This window comes from Natronosalvus sp. KLKA75 (genome assembly GCF_059736265.1).
Genome location: NZ_CM185522.1, coordinates 859,602 through 878,088 on the forward strand (window position 1 = coordinate 859,602; position 18,487 = coordinate 878,088).

At 63.2% G+C, this 18,487-nt stretch carries 19 protein-coding genes; 11 read left to right on the forward strand and 8 right to left on the reverse strand.

The annotated features are described in order from the left end of the window. The first annotated feature begins 9 nt into the window (after positions 1–9). Together AC6I65_RS04150 and AC6I65_RS04155 are read left to right on the forward strand one after the other, a co-directional pair. Entirely contained in the window at positions 10–306 is a 297-nt protein-coding gene (locus tag AC6I65_RS04150) for a DUF7990 family protein (RefSeq protein ID WP_253433231.1), read from the forward strand. 5 nt (positions 307–311) lie between these two features. Continuing rightward, positions 312–1,286, forward strand: a complete 975-nt coding sequence (locus AC6I65_RS04155) for an ArsA family ATPase (protein ID WP_497902804.1) — start codon at positions 312–314, stop codon at positions 1,284–1,286. Positions 1,287–1,319: 33 nt separating this feature from the next. Here AC6I65_RS04155 and AC6I65_RS04160 read toward each other — a convergent pair whose 3' ends face one another. Continuing rightward, positions 1,320–1,781 (reverse strand): DUF7987 family protein, encoded by a 462-nt coding sequence (locus tag AC6I65_RS04160; RefSeq protein ID WP_497902805.1) that lies wholly within the window; start codon positions 1,779–1,781, stop codon positions 1,320–1,322. A 65-nt stretch (positions 1,782–1,846) separates the two neighbouring features. On the opposite strand from AC6I65_RS04160, the gene AC6I65_RS04165 reads away from it, so the two are divergent. Continuing rightward, on the forward strand, positions 1,847–3,046 hold the full coding sequence (locus AC6I65_RS04165; RefSeq protein ID WP_497902806.1) for a redox-regulated ATPase YchF: 1,200 nt from the start codon (positions 1,847–1,849) through the stop codon (positions 3,044–3,046). A gap of 84 nt (positions 3,047–3,130) precedes the next feature. Here the strand turns inward: AC6I65_RS04165 and AC6I65_RS04170 are convergent, their stop codons facing one another. Next, positions 3,131–3,811 (reverse strand): mechanosensitive ion channel family protein, encoded by a 681-nt coding sequence (locus AC6I65_RS04170; protein ID WP_497902807.1) that lies wholly within the window; start codon positions 3,809–3,811, stop codon positions 3,131–3,133. Positions 3,812–4,390: 579 nt separating this feature from the next. Between AC6I65_RS04170 and allB the strand changes: the two genes are divergently transcribed. Continuing rightward, complete coding sequence (allB, locus tag AC6I65_RS04175) at positions 4,391–5,755, forward strand: allantoinase AllB (protein ID WP_497902808.1); 1,365 nt, start codon at positions 4,391–4,393, stop codon at positions 5,753–5,755. A gap of 235 nt (positions 5,756–5,990) precedes the next feature. Here the strand turns inward: allB and AC6I65_RS04180 are convergent, their stop codons facing one another. Beyond that, complete coding sequence (locus AC6I65_RS04180; protein ID WP_497902809.1) at positions 5,991–6,125, reverse strand: hypothetical protein; 135 nt, start codon at positions 6,123–6,125, stop codon at positions 5,991–5,993. A 58-nt stretch (positions 6,126–6,183) separates the two neighbouring features. Here AC6I65_RS04180 and AC6I65_RS04185 point away from each other — a divergent pair, with 58 nt between their 5' ends. After that, on the forward strand, positions 6,184–7,419 hold the full coding sequence (locus AC6I65_RS04185) for an RNA-guided endonuclease TnpB family protein (protein ID WP_497902810.1): 1,236 nt from the start codon (positions 6,184–6,186) through the stop codon (positions 7,417–7,419). Between the two features lie 1,024 nt (positions 7,420–8,443). On the opposite strand, the gene AC6I65_RS04190 is transcribed toward AC6I65_RS04185, so the two are convergent. From AC6I65_RS04190 to AC6I65_RS04200, 3 genes are all read right to left on the reverse strand, one after another. Further along, the gene (locus tag AC6I65_RS04190; protein ID WP_497902811.1) at positions 8,444–9,814 is read right to left on the reverse strand and encodes a DUF8471 domain-containing protein; all 1,371 of its coding nucleotides are present in this window, start codon (positions 9,812–9,814) and stop codon (positions 8,444–8,446) included. A gap of 496 nt (positions 9,815–10,310) precedes the next feature. Further along, a complete protein-coding gene (locus AC6I65_RS04195) occupies positions 10,311–10,586 on the reverse strand; it encodes a PadR family transcriptional regulator (RefSeq protein WP_254159748.1) in 276 nt (91 codons plus the stop codon). A 197-nt stretch (positions 10,587–10,783) separates the two neighbouring features. Continuing rightward, positions 10,784–11,161: a helix-turn-helix domain-containing protein gene (locus AC6I65_RS04200; RefSeq protein WP_497902812.1), complete on the reverse strand. Its 378-nt coding sequence runs from the start codon at positions 11,159–11,161 to the stop codon at positions 10,784–10,786. 472 nt (positions 11,162–11,633) lie between these two features. On the opposite strand from AC6I65_RS04200, the gene AC6I65_RS04205 reads away from it, so the two are divergent. After that, entirely contained in the window at positions 11,634–11,825 is a 192-nt protein-coding gene (locus AC6I65_RS04205; protein ID WP_253433255.1) for a DUF7563 family protein, read from the forward strand. Positions 11,826–12,030: 205 nt separating this feature from the next. Beyond that, positions 12,031–12,534 carry a DUF7344 domain-containing protein gene (locus AC6I65_RS04210; RefSeq protein WP_497902813.1) on the forward strand — a complete coding sequence of 168 codons (504 nt, stop codon included), beginning with the start codon at positions 12,031–12,033 and terminating at the stop codon, positions 12,532–12,534. Positions 12,535–12,614: 80 nt separating this feature from the next. Here the strand turns inward: AC6I65_RS04210 and AC6I65_RS04215 are convergent, their stop codons facing one another. Together AC6I65_RS04215 and AC6I65_RS04220 are read right to left on the reverse strand one after the other, a co-directional pair. After that, positions 12,615–13,133 (reverse strand): Hsp20/alpha crystallin family protein, encoded by a 519-nt coding sequence (locus tag AC6I65_RS04215; RefSeq protein ID WP_497902814.1) that lies wholly within the window; start codon positions 13,131–13,133, stop codon positions 12,615–12,617. 223 nt (positions 13,134–13,356) lie between these two features. Further along, positions 13,357–13,893, reverse strand: a complete 537-nt coding sequence (locus AC6I65_RS04220) for a DUF7344 domain-containing protein (protein WP_497903159.1) — start codon at positions 13,891–13,893, stop codon at positions 13,357–13,359. Between the two features lie 395 nt (positions 13,894–14,288). Between AC6I65_RS04220 and AC6I65_RS04225 the strand changes: the two genes are divergently transcribed. From AC6I65_RS04225 to AC6I65_RS04240, 4 genes are read left to right on the forward strand one after another with little or no spacing between them, the layout of a single operon-like run. Then, positions 14,289–14,885: an acyltransferase gene (locus AC6I65_RS04225; protein WP_497902815.1), complete on the forward strand. Its 597-nt coding sequence runs from the start codon at positions 14,289–14,291 to the stop codon at positions 14,883–14,885. Next, positions 14,882–15,994: a DegT/DnrJ/EryC1/StrS family aminotransferase gene (locus AC6I65_RS04230; RefSeq protein WP_497902816.1), complete on the forward strand. Its 1,113-nt coding sequence runs from the start codon at positions 14,882–14,884 to the stop codon at positions 15,992–15,994. The genes AC6I65_RS04225 and AC6I65_RS04230 overlap by 4 nt, the downstream gene beginning before the upstream one ends. Continuing rightward, a complete protein-coding gene (locus AC6I65_RS04235; protein WP_497902817.1) occupies positions 15,991–16,977 on the forward strand; it encodes a Gfo/Idh/MocA family oxidoreductase in 987 nt (328 codons plus the stop codon). Before AC6I65_RS04230 ends, AC6I65_RS04235 begins: the two co-directional genes overlap by 4 nt. Then, complete coding sequence (locus AC6I65_RS04240) at positions 16,974–18,470, forward strand: nucleotide sugar dehydrogenase (RefSeq protein ID WP_497902818.1); 1,497 nt, start codon at positions 16,974–16,976, stop codon at positions 18,468–18,470. Before AC6I65_RS04235 ends, AC6I65_RS04240 begins: the two co-directional genes overlap by 4 nt. Positions 18,471–18,487 lie beyond the last annotated feature (17 nt).

The window sequence follows — 18,487 nt, forward strand, 5'->3', positions numbered from 1 at the left end:
CATCAGGGCATGGACCTGGCCGATCGCATCGAACGCTTTCGAGAAACGCTCGAGGAGTGGCTCCGTGGGCTCTACCACGGGATGATCACGCATCCGGCCTACGAGAAGATCGAGAAGGAAGCCGAGGACATCGAGGACGTGTTCCTGCTCGCGTGTTTCCCCGACGCGTTCGGCATCCCGTCGCCCGTGTCGTACTACACCGCTGAACTCCTGCCGTACCTCGAGACCGAGTTCGAGGCCTGGGAGCGCCGGCTGTGGGATCGCGACATGCTCATCGAGCGCAAAGGCCAGCAGTATCACTTCTGATCGACATGGAACCCTTCGTCTTCTTCGGCGGCAAGGGCGGGGTCGGAAAGACCACCGTCTCCTGTGCCTACGGCCTGCGCTGTGCTCGCGACGGGCTGCGGACGCTCGTCGTCTCGACCGACCCGGCCCACTCGGTAACCGACGTGTTCGACCAGCCCTTCGACGACGATCCGACGCCAGTCGAGGGCATCGACGGCCTCGAGGCGATGCAACTCGACCCCGAGGAAGAGGTCACGCGCCACCTCGACGACATCCGACGAGATCTCTCCGAGCAGGTCTCGGCGGCGATGGTCAACGAGATCAACCGCCAACTCGAGATGGCTCACGGGACGCCCGGGGCCTACGAGTCGGCCCTGTTCGACCGGTTCATCGAGGTCATGCGCAATTCCGAGGGGTACGACCGGGTCGTCTTCGACACCGCTCCCTCCGGTAGCACGCTCCGCTTGCTCGGCCTGCCGGACCTGCTCGAGGGCTGGATCGACCGGCTGATGTACAAACGTCGGACGAGCATCGACCTCTTCGAGAAGGCCGCGATCGGGAACCACGAACCGCGCCGCGTGATGGACGGCGACCCCGTCCTCGCGCGCCTCCAGGAGCGCAAGGAGTTCTTCCGGTTCGCCGGAGACACGCTCGGCGACGATGCGGCCTTCTTCCTCGTCTTGAACCCCGACGAACTCTCACTCAATGAGACCGAACGCTCGATCACCGACCTCGAGGAGAAGGACCTCCCCGTCCGCGGCCTCGTCGCCAACAAACTCACGCCCGAACCCGACGACGACGAGAACGGCCGCGGCGCGCGGTACCTCCGCGAGCGCGTGAAGACCGAGCGCGCACACCTCGAGACCATCCGCGAGACGTTCGGGCCGCCGCTGGTGGCCGAAATCGGCTGGCGGACCGCGGAGGTCAAAGGGAGTCTCCTGGAGGACGTCGCCGGCGAACTCGACATCGAGACGGCGGTCGAACCGCCGACGCACGTCTGATCCTCACGCGGGGTTCGAGACCGCTCGATGAGGTCACCCCGACGTTCCGTGGTCGGTGTACTTGAGGAGCAGGTGAGGGACGATGACGCCGACCACGAAGACGATTCCAAAGACGACTTCCGACGAGAGGGCGGTGAACTCGTAGAGACCGAACAGCAGTCCCATTGCGACCAGAACGAAGGTACCGATGAGCTTGTTTTCGGCAGTGACCAACCCTTCTCGTCTGATGACGACGTACAGCGAGAGGAGTAGCAATCCGAGCACGCCGACGAGAACGGCCGTCACCAGTTCGATGGAGTCCGTCGCCAGCGCGTAAAACAGCGCGATGCCGACCGCGACGTACGACAGTCCGAGCGCTAACGGACCCCTTCGCCCGTCGAAATAGCGATTGGCGTCCGTTCCGGACGACGGAGCATTCACGTTCCCAACGTGACACTGGAGGACTAAATACGTACGGGCGCCGTCGCTCGAGTCCTCGATTCGAGACCGTGGCATGCCGTCTCCTTTCACACGGCGACGGGAACAAAAGCCGTTTAGCCGGGCCGCGCTCACGACTGGTAATGACCAGCAGTTACCGGATCGGACTCGTCGGCAAACCCTCCGTCGGCAAGTCCTCCTTCTTCAACGCCGCCACGATGAACGACGTCCCCGAGGGGGCCTACCCGTTCACCACTATCGACCCAAGCGCCGGCGAGGCCTACGTTCGCGTCGAGTGTGCGGCCCCCGAGTTCGACGAGGAGTGCACCCCCAACGTCGGCTACTGCGAGCACGGTACCCGCTTCGTCCCCACGAAACTCGTCGACGTTGCCGGCCTCATCCCCGGCGCCCACGAGGGCAAAGGCCTCGGGAACCAGTTCCTCACGGACCTCAACGAGACCGACGTGCTCGTCCACGTCGTCGACTTCTCCGGCGAAACGAACCTCGAGGGCGAACCCACCGAGGGCCACGACCCCCGCGAGGACATCGACTTCCTCGAGACCGAACTCGACCAGTGGTACCTGGGCGTGCTCGAGAAGGGGATCAACCGCTACTCGTCGGGCTACGTCACCGAGGACGACGCCATCGAGGAGGATCTGGCCGAACAGATGAGCGCGTTCAAGACGAACGAAGACGAACTCAAACTCCTCATTCGGCGCGTCGACATCGGTTTCGACCCCGAGGAGTGGGACGACGAGGACAAACTCGAGTTGGCCCGCGAAATTCGCAAGGCGACGAAGCCGATGGTGATCGCGGCGAACAAGATGGACACGCCCGCGGCCCAGGAGAACTACGACGAGATCACGAGCGACCCCGAGTACGAGCACCTGACCATCGTTCCCTGTAGTGCCCACGCCGAGAAGGCGCTCAAGTCGGCCGACAAGGCCGGCGTCGTCGAGTACCAACCGGGCGACGACGACTTCGAGATCACGGGCGACATCTCCGAGAGCCAGAAGGAAGGTCTCGAGCAGATTCGCGACTTCCTCCAATCCTACGGCGCGACGGGTGTTCAGGCGGCCCTCGAGACGGCCCTGTTCGACGTTCTCGGCGTGACGCCGGTGTTTCCCGGCGGTGCCAACGGCCTGGGGAACGAGCGCGGCGAGGTGCTGCCCGACTGTTTCCTGATCCCGCCGGAGTCGACCGCGGAGGATTTCGCCTACAGCCTCCACTCCGACATCGGCGACGGCTTCCTCTACGCCATCGACTGCCGGAGCAACCGCCAGTTAGGCAAGGACTACCCCGTCGAGGCCCGCGATGTCATCGAGATTGTGACGACGAACTGAGTCTCGAACTGCGCGCGTCTCGAGTTGACTTCGGTCTGGCTCGAGCATCACATTTGACTCTATTTTGGCTCTGATGGCCCGTTTTCAAACGCCGTTTGAGGCTGGTGACTCGCTCTGCCGATCTGTCACGGTAACTTCACCCGAGAGCAACTGTTCAGAGGGCGGAGCGAGCGCGATATCTTCCTCATCGAAGTGTCGTTTCACTAATCGACGGAAGTCCGAGCGAATCGTCAAGATGTCCTTGTTGTTCGGATCTTCTATCCACAACTCTGCTTGCACCGTGATCGCGTTCTCCCCGAGCTCGAGAATCCGTGCGTTCGGCGCTGGATCATCGAGGATCGAATCATAATTGACGGCAATCTGCTGAATCTCCATCATCGCCCGCTCGGTGTCCTCGTAGTAGGCGACGGACACCTGTTCCGTGATCCGGTACTGGTCCCGACCGTAGGGCCGGGTGAGCGCGTTGTTCGTGAGTTCAGTGTTCGGGACCGAGATCGTTTCGTTGTCCAGTGTCCGAACTCGCGTGACGCGAAAGTCGACTGCTTCGATGGTGCCTTCCCCACCCGGCCACTCTATCCAGTCGCCAACGTTAAAGTCGGGATCGGCGACGAGAAACATCCCGCTGATCAGCGAACCGAACACGTGCTGCCCGGCGATACCGAGGGCAAACGTGATGGCTGCGATGATGACCGCCGATTCGGAAAACACCCTTCCGTACCCAGCGGCGATAATGCCCGTCAGGATCGCAAACCCGATCAGAACCACCCGAAGGTACGTCTTCGTTGCAGTCTCGATCGTGGGGTTATTGCGATTGCGCGATCTAACAACTCGAGTGACGAGAGGAACGAGAACGATCCGGCCGATGAAATAGACGATCCCGAGGGCCATGAGGAACCAAAACAATTCTGACAACACCTGGTCGTATGCCGACAGTACATCTGTCACCCATTCTGGTGGAGAGGTCTGGCCGATCATGCTCTACGGTTAGGGTATACGAATAAAAACACACTTGCTGGCTTCTCAATGCTATCACGCGTATTCAGGTCATGCCGTTTGTCAGGCCATTGTGCAAGACTCGCGCTGTGTATTTAGCACGGTTTCTAAAACTTATTTCCAATTAAGAATTCCAACAAAATCTATATTTTCTATAGTAATATCGAGCCTCGATGGAACGGCCGATTATCGCGTCGACCGTCTCGAGCGCGCCTTCGAATCTCACCAACACGGCTTGTACCCAATTTCGGCCACTCGAACTCGTCACCTTCGAGCCACCGCTCGTGGAAAATGGCCGACGAAACCCGCCCGAACAGAAGCTATTTCCCCGCGGCTTCGGAACCTCGAGCCATGCCCGTCGACCTCGTTATTCACAACGGAACCGTCCTCACGCCCGCGGGCCGGAGCCCGGATTCGGGTATCGCCGTCGAGGACGGCACGATCGTCGCAGTCGGTAGGAGCGAGCGGTTGCCCGACGCGGACCGAACGCTCGACGCAGCGGGTAACGTCATCGCCCCCGGCGTCGTCGATTGCCACATCCACAACCGCGAACCTGGCCTTGAGTACAAGGAAGACTGGGAGTCGGCCACCCGGGCGGCCGCCGCGGGCGGGGTCACGACCGTCGTCGGCATGCCAAACACCGATCCCGTCATCGACCGGCCCGAGCACCTCGAGTTGAAACTCGAGCGCGGCGACGCGAGCGCCCACGTCGACTTCGGGAGCTACGTCGTCGTCACCTCCGAGAACCTCGAGCACATTCCTGCCCTGGACGAGGCGGGTGCTACTGGTTACAAAATCTTCCTCGGCTCGACCGTTGGGGACGTCCCGCCGCCGAACGACGGCGAGATCCTCGAGGCGATGGAAAAGATTCGGGAGACGGGCAAGCGTCTCGGCTTCCACGAGGAGAACGGGGAGATCATCGACCACTACACCCGCCAGTTCCAGGACGCGGGGAAGAACCGACCGATCGACCACGCTCACTCCCGGCCGGTTATCGCCGAACGGGAGGCCATCGAGCGCATGGTCACCTTCGCCGAGGAAACCGGCGCGAAGATCCACATGTTCCACGTTTCCTCGGGGTCGGGTGCGGAGGCCGTCGCCCGCGGCAAGGAGCGCGGCGTCGACGTGACCGCCGAGACCTGCCCGCACTACCTCTGGTTCACCGAGTCGGTTCTCGAGGAGAAGGGCAACGTCGCCCGGATCCAGCCACCGATCCGGGACGCCGACCAGCGCGACCGGCTCTGGAGGGCCTTCCAGACCGGTGCCATCGACTGCGTCGCCACCGATCACGCGCCGCACACGCCTGAAGAAAAGCTGGTCGACGACCCCTTCGGGAACACCTGGGACGCCATCTCCGGCTTCGTCGGCCTCGAGACCGAAGTCCCCGCGCTGCTCTCGTTCGTCGAGCAGGGACGGCTCACGCTCGAGGAGTGGGCTTACCACCACGCGGCGCGCCCCGCCCAGGTCTGGGGGCTGTACCCACAGAAGGGGTCGCTGCAGGTGGGGACGGACGCCGATATTACGATCGTCGACCCCGACCTGGAGTGGACGCTCGGGGACGCCTCCGAGTTACACTCGAAGAACTGCGTGACGCCGTTCGAGGGCGAGACCTTCACCGGGAAGGCGGTGACGACGGTGGTCCGCGGCGAGATCGTCTACGACGACGGCGAGGTCGTCGGGGAGTCGGGGTACGGGGCTCGCGTCGAGCCGAACTGAGTCGGTGGACTCGAGGGGTCCAGCCAGAACGTGTATCGACTTGCGAACGAGGTTCGGAGATTCACACAAAGGCCAGCAAACACTCGTTTTGCTCACCGCATTGACTACGGGAAAGGGATTTCAACCAGTCGTTCGTTGAGGGTTCCAACAAAGTTCGACGATCATCTTGCGGTAGCGAGGAAACCCCGTGCTTTAGCACGGGGAGGAATCGCGTTCGTTCGTGTCTCGACTCGCCCTACAACGGCCCCTTGGTGTCCAACGATTTCGCACCTTGGAGCAACACTCCTTTCCAGGTGAGGCCGTGCGCGTCTTTGATTTCGCTCAGGCGGTCGTACTCGTCTTGATCCACTTCGATATTCAAGTTGGGCATCAACACACCTACTTAGTTTTTCGTTAGTTTTAACTATTACGCTCTCGTACTCGTAGTTGTGACGGCGACCGCCACAAAAACGCTCGAAGCCACGCTCGCCCCGCCCACTATGGGCAAAGAGCAACGCCTTGAGCGCACCGTGACGACCTATCGACGCGCCCTTTCGGACGCCTTCGAGAGTGGAGCGGATACGCAGACGGCGGTTAACGACGTCGTTACGCCGTACACGCTCACGTCCTACGCAAAGGACGCGCTCAAGAACTACGTCCCGTCGCTTCGGGATACGTACAACGCGTCGGAGATCAAGGACGAGCACCCGGTTCGATTTACGAACCGCGGATTCACTCTTGACCATTCCGACGATCGAACGCACGGGTTCTGCTGGCGCGTTCCACAGGCCGGACGTGGCAACGCATTCTGGATTCCACTTCGAATCAATCCCGAGCAGGAATCGCTCTGGTTCGACCTGCTCGACGAGAGCGCGGCAGTCGGTGAGTTCCGACTGCAACAGCACCGAACCAGTTGGATGCTGCACGTCACCGTCGAGTACGACGTTACCGAACCAGAGATCCCGGACGACCCGACTCGAGTTGGCTTCGATATCGGCGAGTCCAAACTGCTGACGGGCTGTGCCTGTCAGAACGACACTCCGACCCAACCGTTCATCTACGATGGCGGTCGTGCTCGCGCACTCCGCGAGGAGATGTACACGACCCTGAAGCGCCTGCAAGAGCGTGACGCCGAGCAGTGGCGGATAGATGAACGCTTCGACCACTTCCAGAACGCACTCACGGATATCGTCGAGAAGGCGTCTCGAGAAACCATCGAGTACGCCGAGTCTTTCGACGACCCGGTGATCGTACTCGAGGACTTGTCGTACATCCGCGAGAACCTGGATTACGGCAAGTACATGAACCGACGCTTGCACTCGTGGGCGTTCGCTCGACTTACCGACCGCATTGAGGACAAGGCCCTCGAAGCCGGTATTCCGGTCGAGTTCGTGAACCCGCGCTACACGTCCCAGACATGCCACGCGTGCGGCCACATCGGCCGTCGTGGGTCGCAAGCCGAGTTCCGGTGCACGAACGCGGAGTGTTGGGTCACGGAGTATCAAGCAGATATCAACGCGGCCGCGAATATCGCCGGTCGTTTTGATCCGTGGGGAGAGAGCGTTCCTTGGAAACCGGAACGCAATGACTCGACACGGAATGGGTGCCGTTGTGACACGGCCACAGGACACCGCACGCCGAGTCGGAGATCCCGACAGACGACGCTTGCGGCCTTCGAGTCCTGAAACCTCCCACTTAGGGCTTCCCTTGTAGGAAACCCCACCCTTTAGGGCGGGTGAGGATGTCACAATCGCTGTAATCGTCCGGAAGGTGCGTGGTATGGTGGTTTGAGAACGAAACTAGGAAGACGGAGATTTGTGTGGGCAGTTTTTGCTCGAGATGGCACTCAGAGCAGCGTCAGGCTTGAACGACAGAGAGAAGAACAACCAAAAAGGGATGTGAATAAGGGTAAATTCACGCTTTCAAAAGTTCATAATCGGTTTCCGTATGGCGTTTTCCGTGTTGAGCGACGATCGATAGACGATGGACCGAAATGCTGGCTCGAGTCCGCTAGCTCGATTTGAATTCGATGGTATGACGCCCTCTATGCAGGGATTTGAGCCACCACCTCGAATAAGTAACCTCCTCTCAGGATATGCTATCCAGAAGTTCATAATCGGATTCCTGCTATCGATTTTGGGCATTTCATCTGCTTGGATTGGTGTGTAGGTATACCTTCAATACAAAAAGTGTAAACGACGCTCTCAGGCCTCCTCAATCCGTTATTCAGGTGTATTGCCTCGAGAAAGACATTGAAGGGTTGGACGCCGACGATGAGACATACCGTGCTCACCTGCCGATCTGGTTGGCCCTGCTATTCGTTCAGACGCCCATATATTGACTTGAGAGGTCCTCTACCCAACGTTTGTGCGACCGTACGCATTCTCGAGCGTGATCTCGATCTTGCAATACCGGAGCGCGCCTCTTCCTAGATGCCCTCTATAACACTCTCTACACACATCTTCCGGACGCATAGCCCAATTATGAACCTCCAAAAAACAGCTAGCACTGTTCTCGAGGCCACTCTGCAGGGTTGACAGCATTCATGCTTTACGTATCGATTCGGAATTGCAGGATCGGCGTCGTGACATAGTGTTTCTCGACTCGAGGGCTCCCTCTGAGGGATCGGCGAGGCCGAGTCGATGTTCGTTATTATCTCAACCGACTCGCGCTTCCGCGCGTGGGGACCTTGCCGTCACGGTGAGTGTGTCACTCCTCGTCTTCGCCTCCATCCTCATCTTCGTCGGCCTCTTCGTCCTCACCACCGTCTTCTTCACCGTTATCTCCGTCTTCACTCTCGTCTTCATCGCCGCCCTCGCCGCCTTCCTCATCGCTGCCCTCGTCGGTTTCGTCCTCATCTCCTTCATCATCTTCACTTTCGTCTCCACCCTCGCTCTCATCACTCGAGCCCTCATCAGACTCGGATTCGTCGCTCTCGTCGGAGCCGTCGTCCTCTCCGCCGTCCTCGCCAGCGCCCTCCTCTTCACCGCTGCTGTCGTCACCGCCGTCGCCACCCTCGGCGCCGTCCGCGTCGGCACCCGATTCCTCGCCGCCGTCGGCCTCGCCGCTCGAGCCGGGCGCGTCCGGCGGCGTCTCCACCGTGACCCAGAAGTACGTGTACTCGGTGGCCTCCTCCATCGTGGCCGTCTCGGGGGCGTCGCCCTCGAAGAGCATTACCGCGATGCGAACCGTCTCGCCGTCTCCGGCGGTCGGTGTCACCGATCGCTCGGCGGTGATCTGTCCACCGTCCTCGGACTGGCTGATCGCCGACACCTCCTGGTGGGTCACTCGCTCGACGACCTCGCCGTCAGCGACCACCTGCTCTTGCATCACCACGGTGTACTCCATCTCCCGGCCCTCCTCGTTGTGGATCTGGAAGGTGATCGGGATCGAGTCCCCGGGGGCGACCGTGTCGGGCATCTCGGCCTCGAGGTCGCCGTCGCCCTCGGCCGTGTAGATGGCCAGCTGGGTGAACCCCCCGGCGGCCATCGGCGCCGTGAACGAGTACAGCAACACGCCGACGGCAGCGATGACCGCGAGTCCGAGCAAGAGCGACGAGGCGCGGGCCGCTCCGGTTTCGTTCGCGCTCGAGAAGCGGCTTCGCAGATCGGCAAGCGACACCGTAAAGCGATCCGCGGGCGGGACGCGGAGCCGGCGGATCACCGCGAGCTGGGCGGCCACGACGGTCACTACCGCGAGCGCGCCGACGGTCGAACCGACTGTGAGGCCCCAGCGCGTCAGCGGGAGCGCCAGCACGACGATCGGGACGACTGCGATCGAGAGCCCCAGACCGAGCGCCAGTCGTTCGACGGCGTCGATACCGCCTGGACGGGCCTCGGCGGTCGCCTGTGGTCCTGGGGCTCGTGCTCTGGCCCGAACCGGGAAGAGCATCGAGACGAGCGCGTAGCCGGGCAGGAACGAGACGAACGTCAGCGCGGACAGCAGGCGGAGGCCGCTTCCCGGCGGCAGGTTCGTGACGAGCACGTACGCGAGGACCGTCGCGAGCGTGACGAACGCGAGGTCGGTCGGGTACCGACCCACCGCTCCGACGGTGTTCTGGGTCTTCGTGGTGAGACTCATCGATTCCGCCTCCACAGGAGTCGGTCAGGGACACCGGACATACTCGAATCAGTGAATTGCTAGCGGTAGCCGGCCTTTGTTATGGCCGGATTACCGTCCTCGAGTCGGTATTCATCGTTCGTTCCCGACGTAAAACGTGATTGTGACTTTCGACGGTCGGCCGCCGTCCGTCGACCGTCGACCGTCGACTGTCACCCGCCGACTGCAGCACCGCCCGGTCGTTCGGGTTGGAGCGACCGGGTGGCGCGATAGCGCTCGCCAGCGATGGCCCGGCATGGGATCGAGCGCGCGATCTGCTCGAGTAGCTTCGTTCAGGCGCCGCGGGTGACCTCATTCAGGCGTTTGTTCGACGGCAACGTTGCTCGTCGACGGTGGTCGCGTCGCTCGCTGTTCGTCGCTCCCCGCTCACCGACGATCGGAAAACAGTGTCGGCGATCGTCCTGGGCGCAGCTCGTCACTTGCCGTTCGACGTCGGCCGGTCACGGCCGCCGTCCCCCTAGACGTCGACGTACTGGGCCTCCCAGTCGCGGCGCTCGCTGATCCGATCGAGCCCCTCGTCGGTAATCGCGTAATAGTTCGTTCGTCTGTCGAGTTGTCCCTTTTCGACCAGCTCCTTGTTGACGAGCGTATCGAGGTTCGGGTACAGCCGTCCGTGATTGATCTCGGAGCTGTAGTACTGTTCGACTTCTTCTTTGACGGTTTGTCCGGACGGGCGGTCCGCGCCGGCGATTACGTATAGCAGGTCTCGCTGGAATCCGGTCAGGTCGTGCATTGCTCAATCACATGGACCGTTCCGTAGATTGGATATTTGTTATCCGCATCATACAGCCGTTGCTCGCTCTCGGTTTTGTCAACGGAATGTACTGTTTTCACGCTATGCTCGTCTTTATCGCGTGAACTCGGGCTAACTCCCCCGAGAGCGCCACCCGTCGTATTCCCCCGATCTGATCGCAACGGCGGGTCGCGAATCTACCGGGTGCCGCCACGTCGCGCCTGCACGCTCGGCTCCGTTTCCGTGTCGTGGCCCGCCCCGGTCGAAACCGTGATCCCCGTCTCGCCGATCTCGACCTGCACGCGGTCGACGGTCGACTCGTAGGCCGTCGTGTGCGTCCCGTCCGGTTCGAACCGGATGCACTCCGCCAGCAACTCACTCTCGAGGAGGTTGTTGATCCGTCGATAGATTGTCGCCGACGAGCAGTCGGTTCGTTCGGTCAGTTCTTTCGCGGTCCGTGGTCCCTCGCTGGCGGCGACGAGGATCGTTCGCGCACACTCGTCGCCGAGCACGTTGAGCTGAGCCGCCGGGTTGACTGTCGATTCTGTCGCCGTGTCGTTTACGTGAGTGGACATGTGTGGAATCTCCGTTGTGAGACCGTAATCGGGTTGTGGGGCAGCACCGACGTCAACTGTCGACAGTGACAGGCCATCGGTACGTTCTAACCATCTAACTCGTAAGGAGGACTAGTATTTTATAACGGACAGCCTTACTCGGCGAAGGGCGCCCGTTCCGTCACGAAAGGTGGAATTTCCCGATGGAAAGTTCGAATTTCGGTGCCCGATATCGGTCTCCTAAACGGTGAATTCGAGCGAACGCGGGTGAATCCGGGCGGAAGTTGTCGGCCAGCACACCCGCACAAATCGGTCACAGCGGCCCAGACGTCGGTAAAACAGCGTATTAACCGGTTCTACCCGCTCTGACCGAACTGAACGGTCGGCCTCTTTTATTCGGATCTGAACACCTCGGTTGAGTACTGCTCGAGCGCTCCCTCGTTCGAGTGCGTGTATAGCCAGGACGACTGCATCGAATCCCCCTTTCCAATCCATGACAACGACTCGACTCAACTGGACTCCGAACGAATCGTCGGCGACAGGTACGCGGTGTGAAAACTGCGGAACGCACGTGACCCAGCAGTTCGCTCGCGTCTTCGGCGACAACGGCGACGTCGTACACGGCTGTCCCGCGTGTACGACCTACCGCGAAATGCAATCGGGTGGCCATCTTCCTTCTCGCTAACACGGCTTTCGAGCCTGTTCCACGACGGTTTCACGACGCGGTGGTGCGATCGTCGGTACGTGTCACGCCGTGTACGTTTCGTTCGCCCGAAACGTCTAGCACATTTTACATCAGATTGAAGGGTGCAGTACGCGAATTGAGAGGTAATACGATGGTAGGTGGTGGAACGTCTTCCAGCGATATCCGCTGTCGAGGCAGCTGAATCATGTCGGTACAGCAGAGCCGAACGGGATCGCTCGCCGAGAGCGATGTCTTTCACATTCTGGGTAACGACCGACGGCGGGCAATCGTTCAGTTGCTCGCTGACGAACACGGCCGACTCGACGTCTCCGACGTCGCCTCCGAAATTGCCTCGACGGAAACCGATGGGAGTTCCGTTCCGAACAATCTGTACAAGAGTGTCTACGTCTCTTTACAGCAGACGCACCTGCCCCAACTAGAGGAAGACGGCGTCATCGAGTACGACTCGACAGCGAAGACGATCACGCCGGGGCCGACCTTCGAGACGGTCTACGGCTACGTCGACGGCGACCAGTCGACGGATCGGTCCGTCCTGATCGGCCACCTCCTCGTGGGCGTCTTCGGTCTGGTCCTGATCGCGGTGTCCGGCCTCGAGGCGCCGCTCGTCTCGAGTATCGATCCCGTGCTCTCGAGCGTGCTGGTCTTGCTCGCGGTGGCGGCGAGCAGCCTGTATCGGCTGTTGAGTTGAGAACAGGGGCGGGGTAGCAATGCCTTTCTCGTCAATAGTGTCGTGAACCACACCGGTGATCCGAAGCCGTTGCTCGCGGTCTACCTGGGTGAATCGATACGTCGGTTCGTACTCGATCGTCGGACGCGAATTTCGAGAACGCCGTTGTTGAACCAGGCCTCGGTCGTTTCGGGCGATCGCCAGGGAATTTCGACGCGCTCGAGGACGGTTCCCTCGCGACTGATCACGAGTTGGTTCGTGCTCGAGTCGATCCCCACCGAGAGGTCGTCTTTGCTTGCCCCGGGGACGTCGGCGGTGACGAGGAACTCGTCGCCGTCCAGGCGGGTGTCGATCAGGTAGTCGGTCGTCGTCTTCCGCACTCGCTTGACTCGGGTGCGTTCCGGTTGGGCTTCCTGGCGTCGACGGTACTCCCCGCCACCCTCGACGGTCGTCCGGTCGGCCGAGTTCACTGGGGGTGGATCCCCCACGGAGACCTCCACCAGGTTGCCGAGCAGGGTCGAGAGGGACCGCAAGCCGGCTCTCAGTCGGAACGCGCGAGGCCGGTCTTCGGATTCGCTCGAGTTCGGATCGTTCGGGTCGTCTGTGTCCTCTTCGCTCATGCGTGTGTCGAGACCGTGAGCCTGTCTCACGGCACGTGTCGTGTGCTAACACCTCGATGGGGATAAGTGGTGTGCACCGCTGGACGGGGACGACGAGTCGATCAGTGAAACGAAGATGCGCTGAAGGAATTTCGCCGCGAGTTTGACCACGTCAGCCCCACTCCACCTGATCTTCTTCGCGTCCTGCGTACCCGTTCTGCGGGAGCAATCTCTCAGACGGAAATCAGAGTCGTCTGCTCGCGAACGGAAGGCGGAACGTGGACCGACTGGACGCGCGCTGGGCGATTGCGAGGACCAAAACGAGAATGCACACTCCCAGTGCGACGAACGGGACGAGCCCCGACGACAGGGTACCGACGGAAAAGCCGGCCAGGACGGCGACGATGGCACCGACGACCGAGACCGACGCGTAGTACCAGTGCCAGGGCCGCTGGTCCTCGAGGTCCCGATCCAGGTACGGCTCGAACGTCTCCTCGTTCGGCAACAACTCGATGCGGTGGGCATCGGGGTCCCAGTCGACGATGCCGTGGTCCTCGAGCATCGGCAGGTGGGTCTGGTAGAGCGAGATGTACACGCGCCGACGCTGGGCGCGCGTCACCTCGTCGGTCGTCGTGTCGTTCTCCCAGGCGGCGACCTGTTCGACCAGCGGTGCCAGATCACAGGTCCCGTGATGGCGTTTGAGGTACTGTACCGTCTGTCGTCGTCTGGCGTTGCTGAACACGTCGAACAGCTCTGCCTGCGTAAGCGTGCCATCGGTCATGGTCATCGATGTCCTCGAAACCGCTCCCAGGTACCCGTCGTCGAGAGACTCACGCACTCAGGTGCCACCGAGTGACACTTTACTATCTCGCGGCTACCGTCTCGAAATCGGTTTGTACCGATCTGATTCGGTGTTTCTCACCACTCTCGAACTGTCACGCACACGTGAACGCGAAACCCCCCTCTCGTCGCCGAAAGGCCGGCCGTCTCTTCGGTCTCGAGCCAGTGGCTGCTCGTTCGTAGTGGCGCGCTACCGGCGCTCAGGCCGGGGATAACAAAGCCCGATTACCGGATGATCCTACGTGATTACCCAACCGGGTATCTGATCTCCATGTACACGCACCGATATCGACGGACGGACGACCGAACGGCATCGACAACGCGGGGTGACCGGCCGTGGCGGTAACCAACGCGACCTACACGGCGGGCGACCGGTGCTCGATCGACGACGGGGCGACCGTCGGCTATGGGGTCGACGACGCGTTCGAGCCGACCACGCTGGGCGACGACGCGACGATCCGTCGGGGATCGATCGTCTACGGTGACGTCGTCGTCGGGAACGACTTCACGACGGGCCACGACGTGCTCGTCCGCGAGAAGACGACGATCGGCCACGACGTCCTGCTCGGCACGAAGACGATCGTCGACGGGCGAACCGACATCGGCTCGCACGTGAGCATCCAGTCGGCCGTCTACGTCCCGACGGACACGACGATCGGAGACAACGTGTTCGTCGGCCCCGGCGCCGTCCTCACGAACGACCAGTACCCCATCCGAACCGAGGTCGACCTCGAGGGACCGACCATCGAGGACGGCGCCTCGATCGGGGCGAACGCGACCATCCTCCCCGGAGTCACGATCGGCGAGAACGCGTTCGTCGGGGCGGGGGCGCTGGTGACCGAGGACGTCCCCCCGGACACGCTCGCGATCGGCGCGCCGGCGGAATCGAGAGCCCTCCCGGCACCCCTCGATGGGCCGAACCGAATCGCATGACCGGCGACATCTCTATCGCCGACCCCGACCTGGGCGAGGCGGTCTACGATCGGGTGCACGCGATCCTGGAGAGCGGCCAGCTGGCCGACGGCCCCGAAGTTCGCCGCTTCGAGTCCGAGTTCGCCCGCTACTGCGGCGCCGAGCACGGCGTCGCGACGACGAACGGAACCACGGCGCTGGTCACCGCCCTCAAGGCGCTGGGCGTCGAGGCGGGCGACGCCGTCGTCACGTCGACGTTCTCGTTCGTCGCCAGTGCGAACGCGATCAGGCTGGCCGGAGCGACGCCGGTCTTCGCCGATATCGACCCCGAGACGCACACGATCGACCCCGACGCCGCCGAGGCAGTCGTGCGCGAGCGCGAGGACGTCGTCGGCATCCTGCCGGTCCACCTCTACGGGCTGCCCGCAGCGATGGGGCCCCTGTGCGACATCGCCGACGCGCACGACCTGTTCGTCCTCGAGGACGCCTGCCAGGCCCACGGCGCGGCCATCGACGGTGAGCGCGTCGGCAGCCTCGGGGACGCCGCTTGCTTCTCGTTTTACCCGACGAAGAACATGACGACCGGCGAGGGCGGCATGATCACGACCGACAGCGAGGACGTGGCGAACGCCGCCGCGAGCTACGTCAACCACGGGCGGGACGTGACCGGAACGCGCGGCTACGATCACGTCTCCCTCGGCGGGAACCACCGTATGACCAGCCTCGCCGCCGCCATCGGCCGGGCGCAACTCGAGCGCCTGCCGGACTTCACCGAGGCGAGGCGGGCGAACGCGGCGTACTACGACGACGGGCTGGACGACGTGCCGGTGGAGACGCCGACTGTCCCCGACGGGATGACCCACGTCTACCACCAGTACACCGTCGCGGCGGACGACCGGGACAACCTCGCCGCCTGGCTCGAAGAGCGCGGGATTGGGACGGGGGTCTACTACCCGACGCCGATCCACCGCCAGCCAGCCTACGAGACGGTGAGTACGGCCGCAGCGACGCTGCCGAACGCCGAACGGGCTGCCGAGCGCGTGCTGTCGCTACCCGTCCACCCGAACCTCGAGCCCGCCGACCGCGAGCGGGTCGTCGAGGCGATTATCGACTACTACAATTCACAATGACTCGACAGACTACTTCGACGGAGACGGTACGGGCCGGCGTCATCGGCGTCGGATCGATGGGAGAGAACCACGCGCGCGTCTACAGCGAGTGCCGGGACGTCGACCTCGTCGGCGTCAGCGACCTTGACGAGGCGCTCGCGGAGACGGTCGCCGCCCGCTACGGCACCGCCGCCGTGCCGATGGACGACCTACTCGCGAACTGTGACGTCGTCACCGTCGCGGTGCCGACCCACGCTCACTACGAGACGGTCTCGGCGTGTCTCGAGGCCGGGGTCCACGTGCTGGTCGAGAAACCGATCGCCGAGACCGTCGAGCAGGGTCGTGCCCTCGCGCGGAAGGCCGAGGAGGCTGGCCTCGTTCTACAGGTCGGCCACGTCGAGCGGTTCAACCCGGCCGTCGACACCCTCGAGTCGGTCATCGCCGACCTGGACGTGATCGCCGTCGAAGCCGAGCGTCTCGGCCCGCCGATCGACCGCACGGCGACCGACGGCGTCGTCCTCGACCTGATGATCCACGACATCGACGTCGTCGGCTCGCTGCTCGAGTCTCGCCCCGAGGTGGTCTCGGCGACGAGCACCGACGACGGCCAGTACGCGACGGCGACGATGACGGCCGACGACGTGATCGTCTCGCTGACGGCGAGTCGCCGTACCCAGAAGAAGGTGCGACGGCTCACGGTGACCGCCAGCGAGTGCCTCGTCGAGGTCGACTACCTCCAGCAGTCGGTGCTGATCCACCGGGATTCCTACCCCGAGTACGTCACCGACGAGGGGACGAACCGCCACCGCCACGAGAGCGTCGTCGAGCGCCCGCGCGTCGAGAACGGCGAACCGCTCAAGCGCGAACTCGAGTCGTTCGTCGACGCCGTTCGAAACGACGCCGAGCCCGTAGTGACCGGCGAGGACGGCGTGGCCGCCCTCGAGATGGTCGAACGGATCGACCGGTTCGTCGCCGACGAGGATCAGGAGGTGGTCGCTCGATGAGTCGGGCGACGACGGCCCTCTATGGCGGGCCGGAGGACGAAGCCACGAAGCGACGGGCGCTGACGAGCGGATCGGTTCCGGTCGCGGTGTACGGCCTCGGCAAGATGGGACTCCCGCTCGCCGCCGTCTTCGCCGAGGGAACGGGCGCCGTCACCGGCGTCGACGTCGATCCCACCGTGGTCGAAACGGTGAACGGCGGCCGGAGCCACGTCGGCGGCGAACCCGGTCTCGACGACCTCGTCGCCGAACAGGTCTCGCGGAGTCGACTGCGGGCGACGATCGACGGGGCTGCCGCCGCCAGCGAGGCACGCGTCCACGTGATCATCGTTCCGACGCTGATCACCGACGGCGACGAACCGGAACCGGATCTCTCGACTATCGAGGCGGTCCTCGAGGACGTCGCCAGCGGCCTCGAGCCAGGCGACCTGGTGATTGCGGAATCCACGTTGCCGCCGGGCACCTGCCGGGACGTCATCGCGCCTCACCTTGCGGCCCGAAGCGGGCTCGAGCCCGGCTCCTTCGGCGTCGCGTTCTGTCCCGAGCGGACCGCCTCGGGGACGGCCCTGCGGGACATCCGCGGGCAGTACCCGAAGGTCGTCGGCGGCGTCGACGAGGCGAGCGGGCAGGCGGCCGCGCTGGTCTACGACGAACTCTCAGCCAACGCGGTTCACCTGGTCTCGGACGCGACGACGGCGGAAGCCGTCAAGGTGTTCGAGGGGGTCTACCGCGACGTCAACATCGCGCTGGCGAACCAGCTCGCGGGCACCGCCGACGACCTCGGGATCTCGGTGCGCGAGGCGATCGAAACGGCCAACCACATTCCGATGTGTCACCTGCACGACCCGGGTCCGGGCGTCGGCGGGCACTGCATCCCCTACTATCCGCACTTCCTGCTCGCCCAGACCGAGGCCCCGCTCTCGATGGTCGAACTGGGCCGCGAGGTCAATCGCGAGATGCCCGCGCGCACGGTGTCGATGCTCGAGGCGGCGCTCAACGATTCGGGTACGGACGAAAGCGAACGCGATAGCCACGGGGAGGAACCCGCCGGCAGCCTCGAGGACGCCACGGTCCTCGTCCTCGGGTTCACCTACCGACCGGGCGTCGAGGAGACCCGGGCTTCCCCCGCCATCGGCGTCGTCGAGTCCCTCCGCGAGCGCGGCGCCGAGGTCTGGGGCTGTGATCCACTGGTCGACCCGGCCGACTTCGGCGCTCGAGCGATCGACGTCGAGGGCCTGGTGTCGGGGCCGACGTTCGACGCGGCGATCCTCGTCACGCCCCAGGACGCCTTCGAGCGTATCCCGTGGGCCGACCTCGAGCCGATGGTGGTCCTCGACGGCCGAGACGTGCTCTCGTTGTCGAACACGGACCACCGTGTCGTCACGCTCGGCGGTGCGCGCGACGGCCGGCCGACGGTCATCGACGGCGACTTGCCGACCGAAACTGACACCTCGACGATCGGCCGTCCGGCGACGTTCGATGCGACCGGGCGGTAGCTCGCACTTTTCGTCGA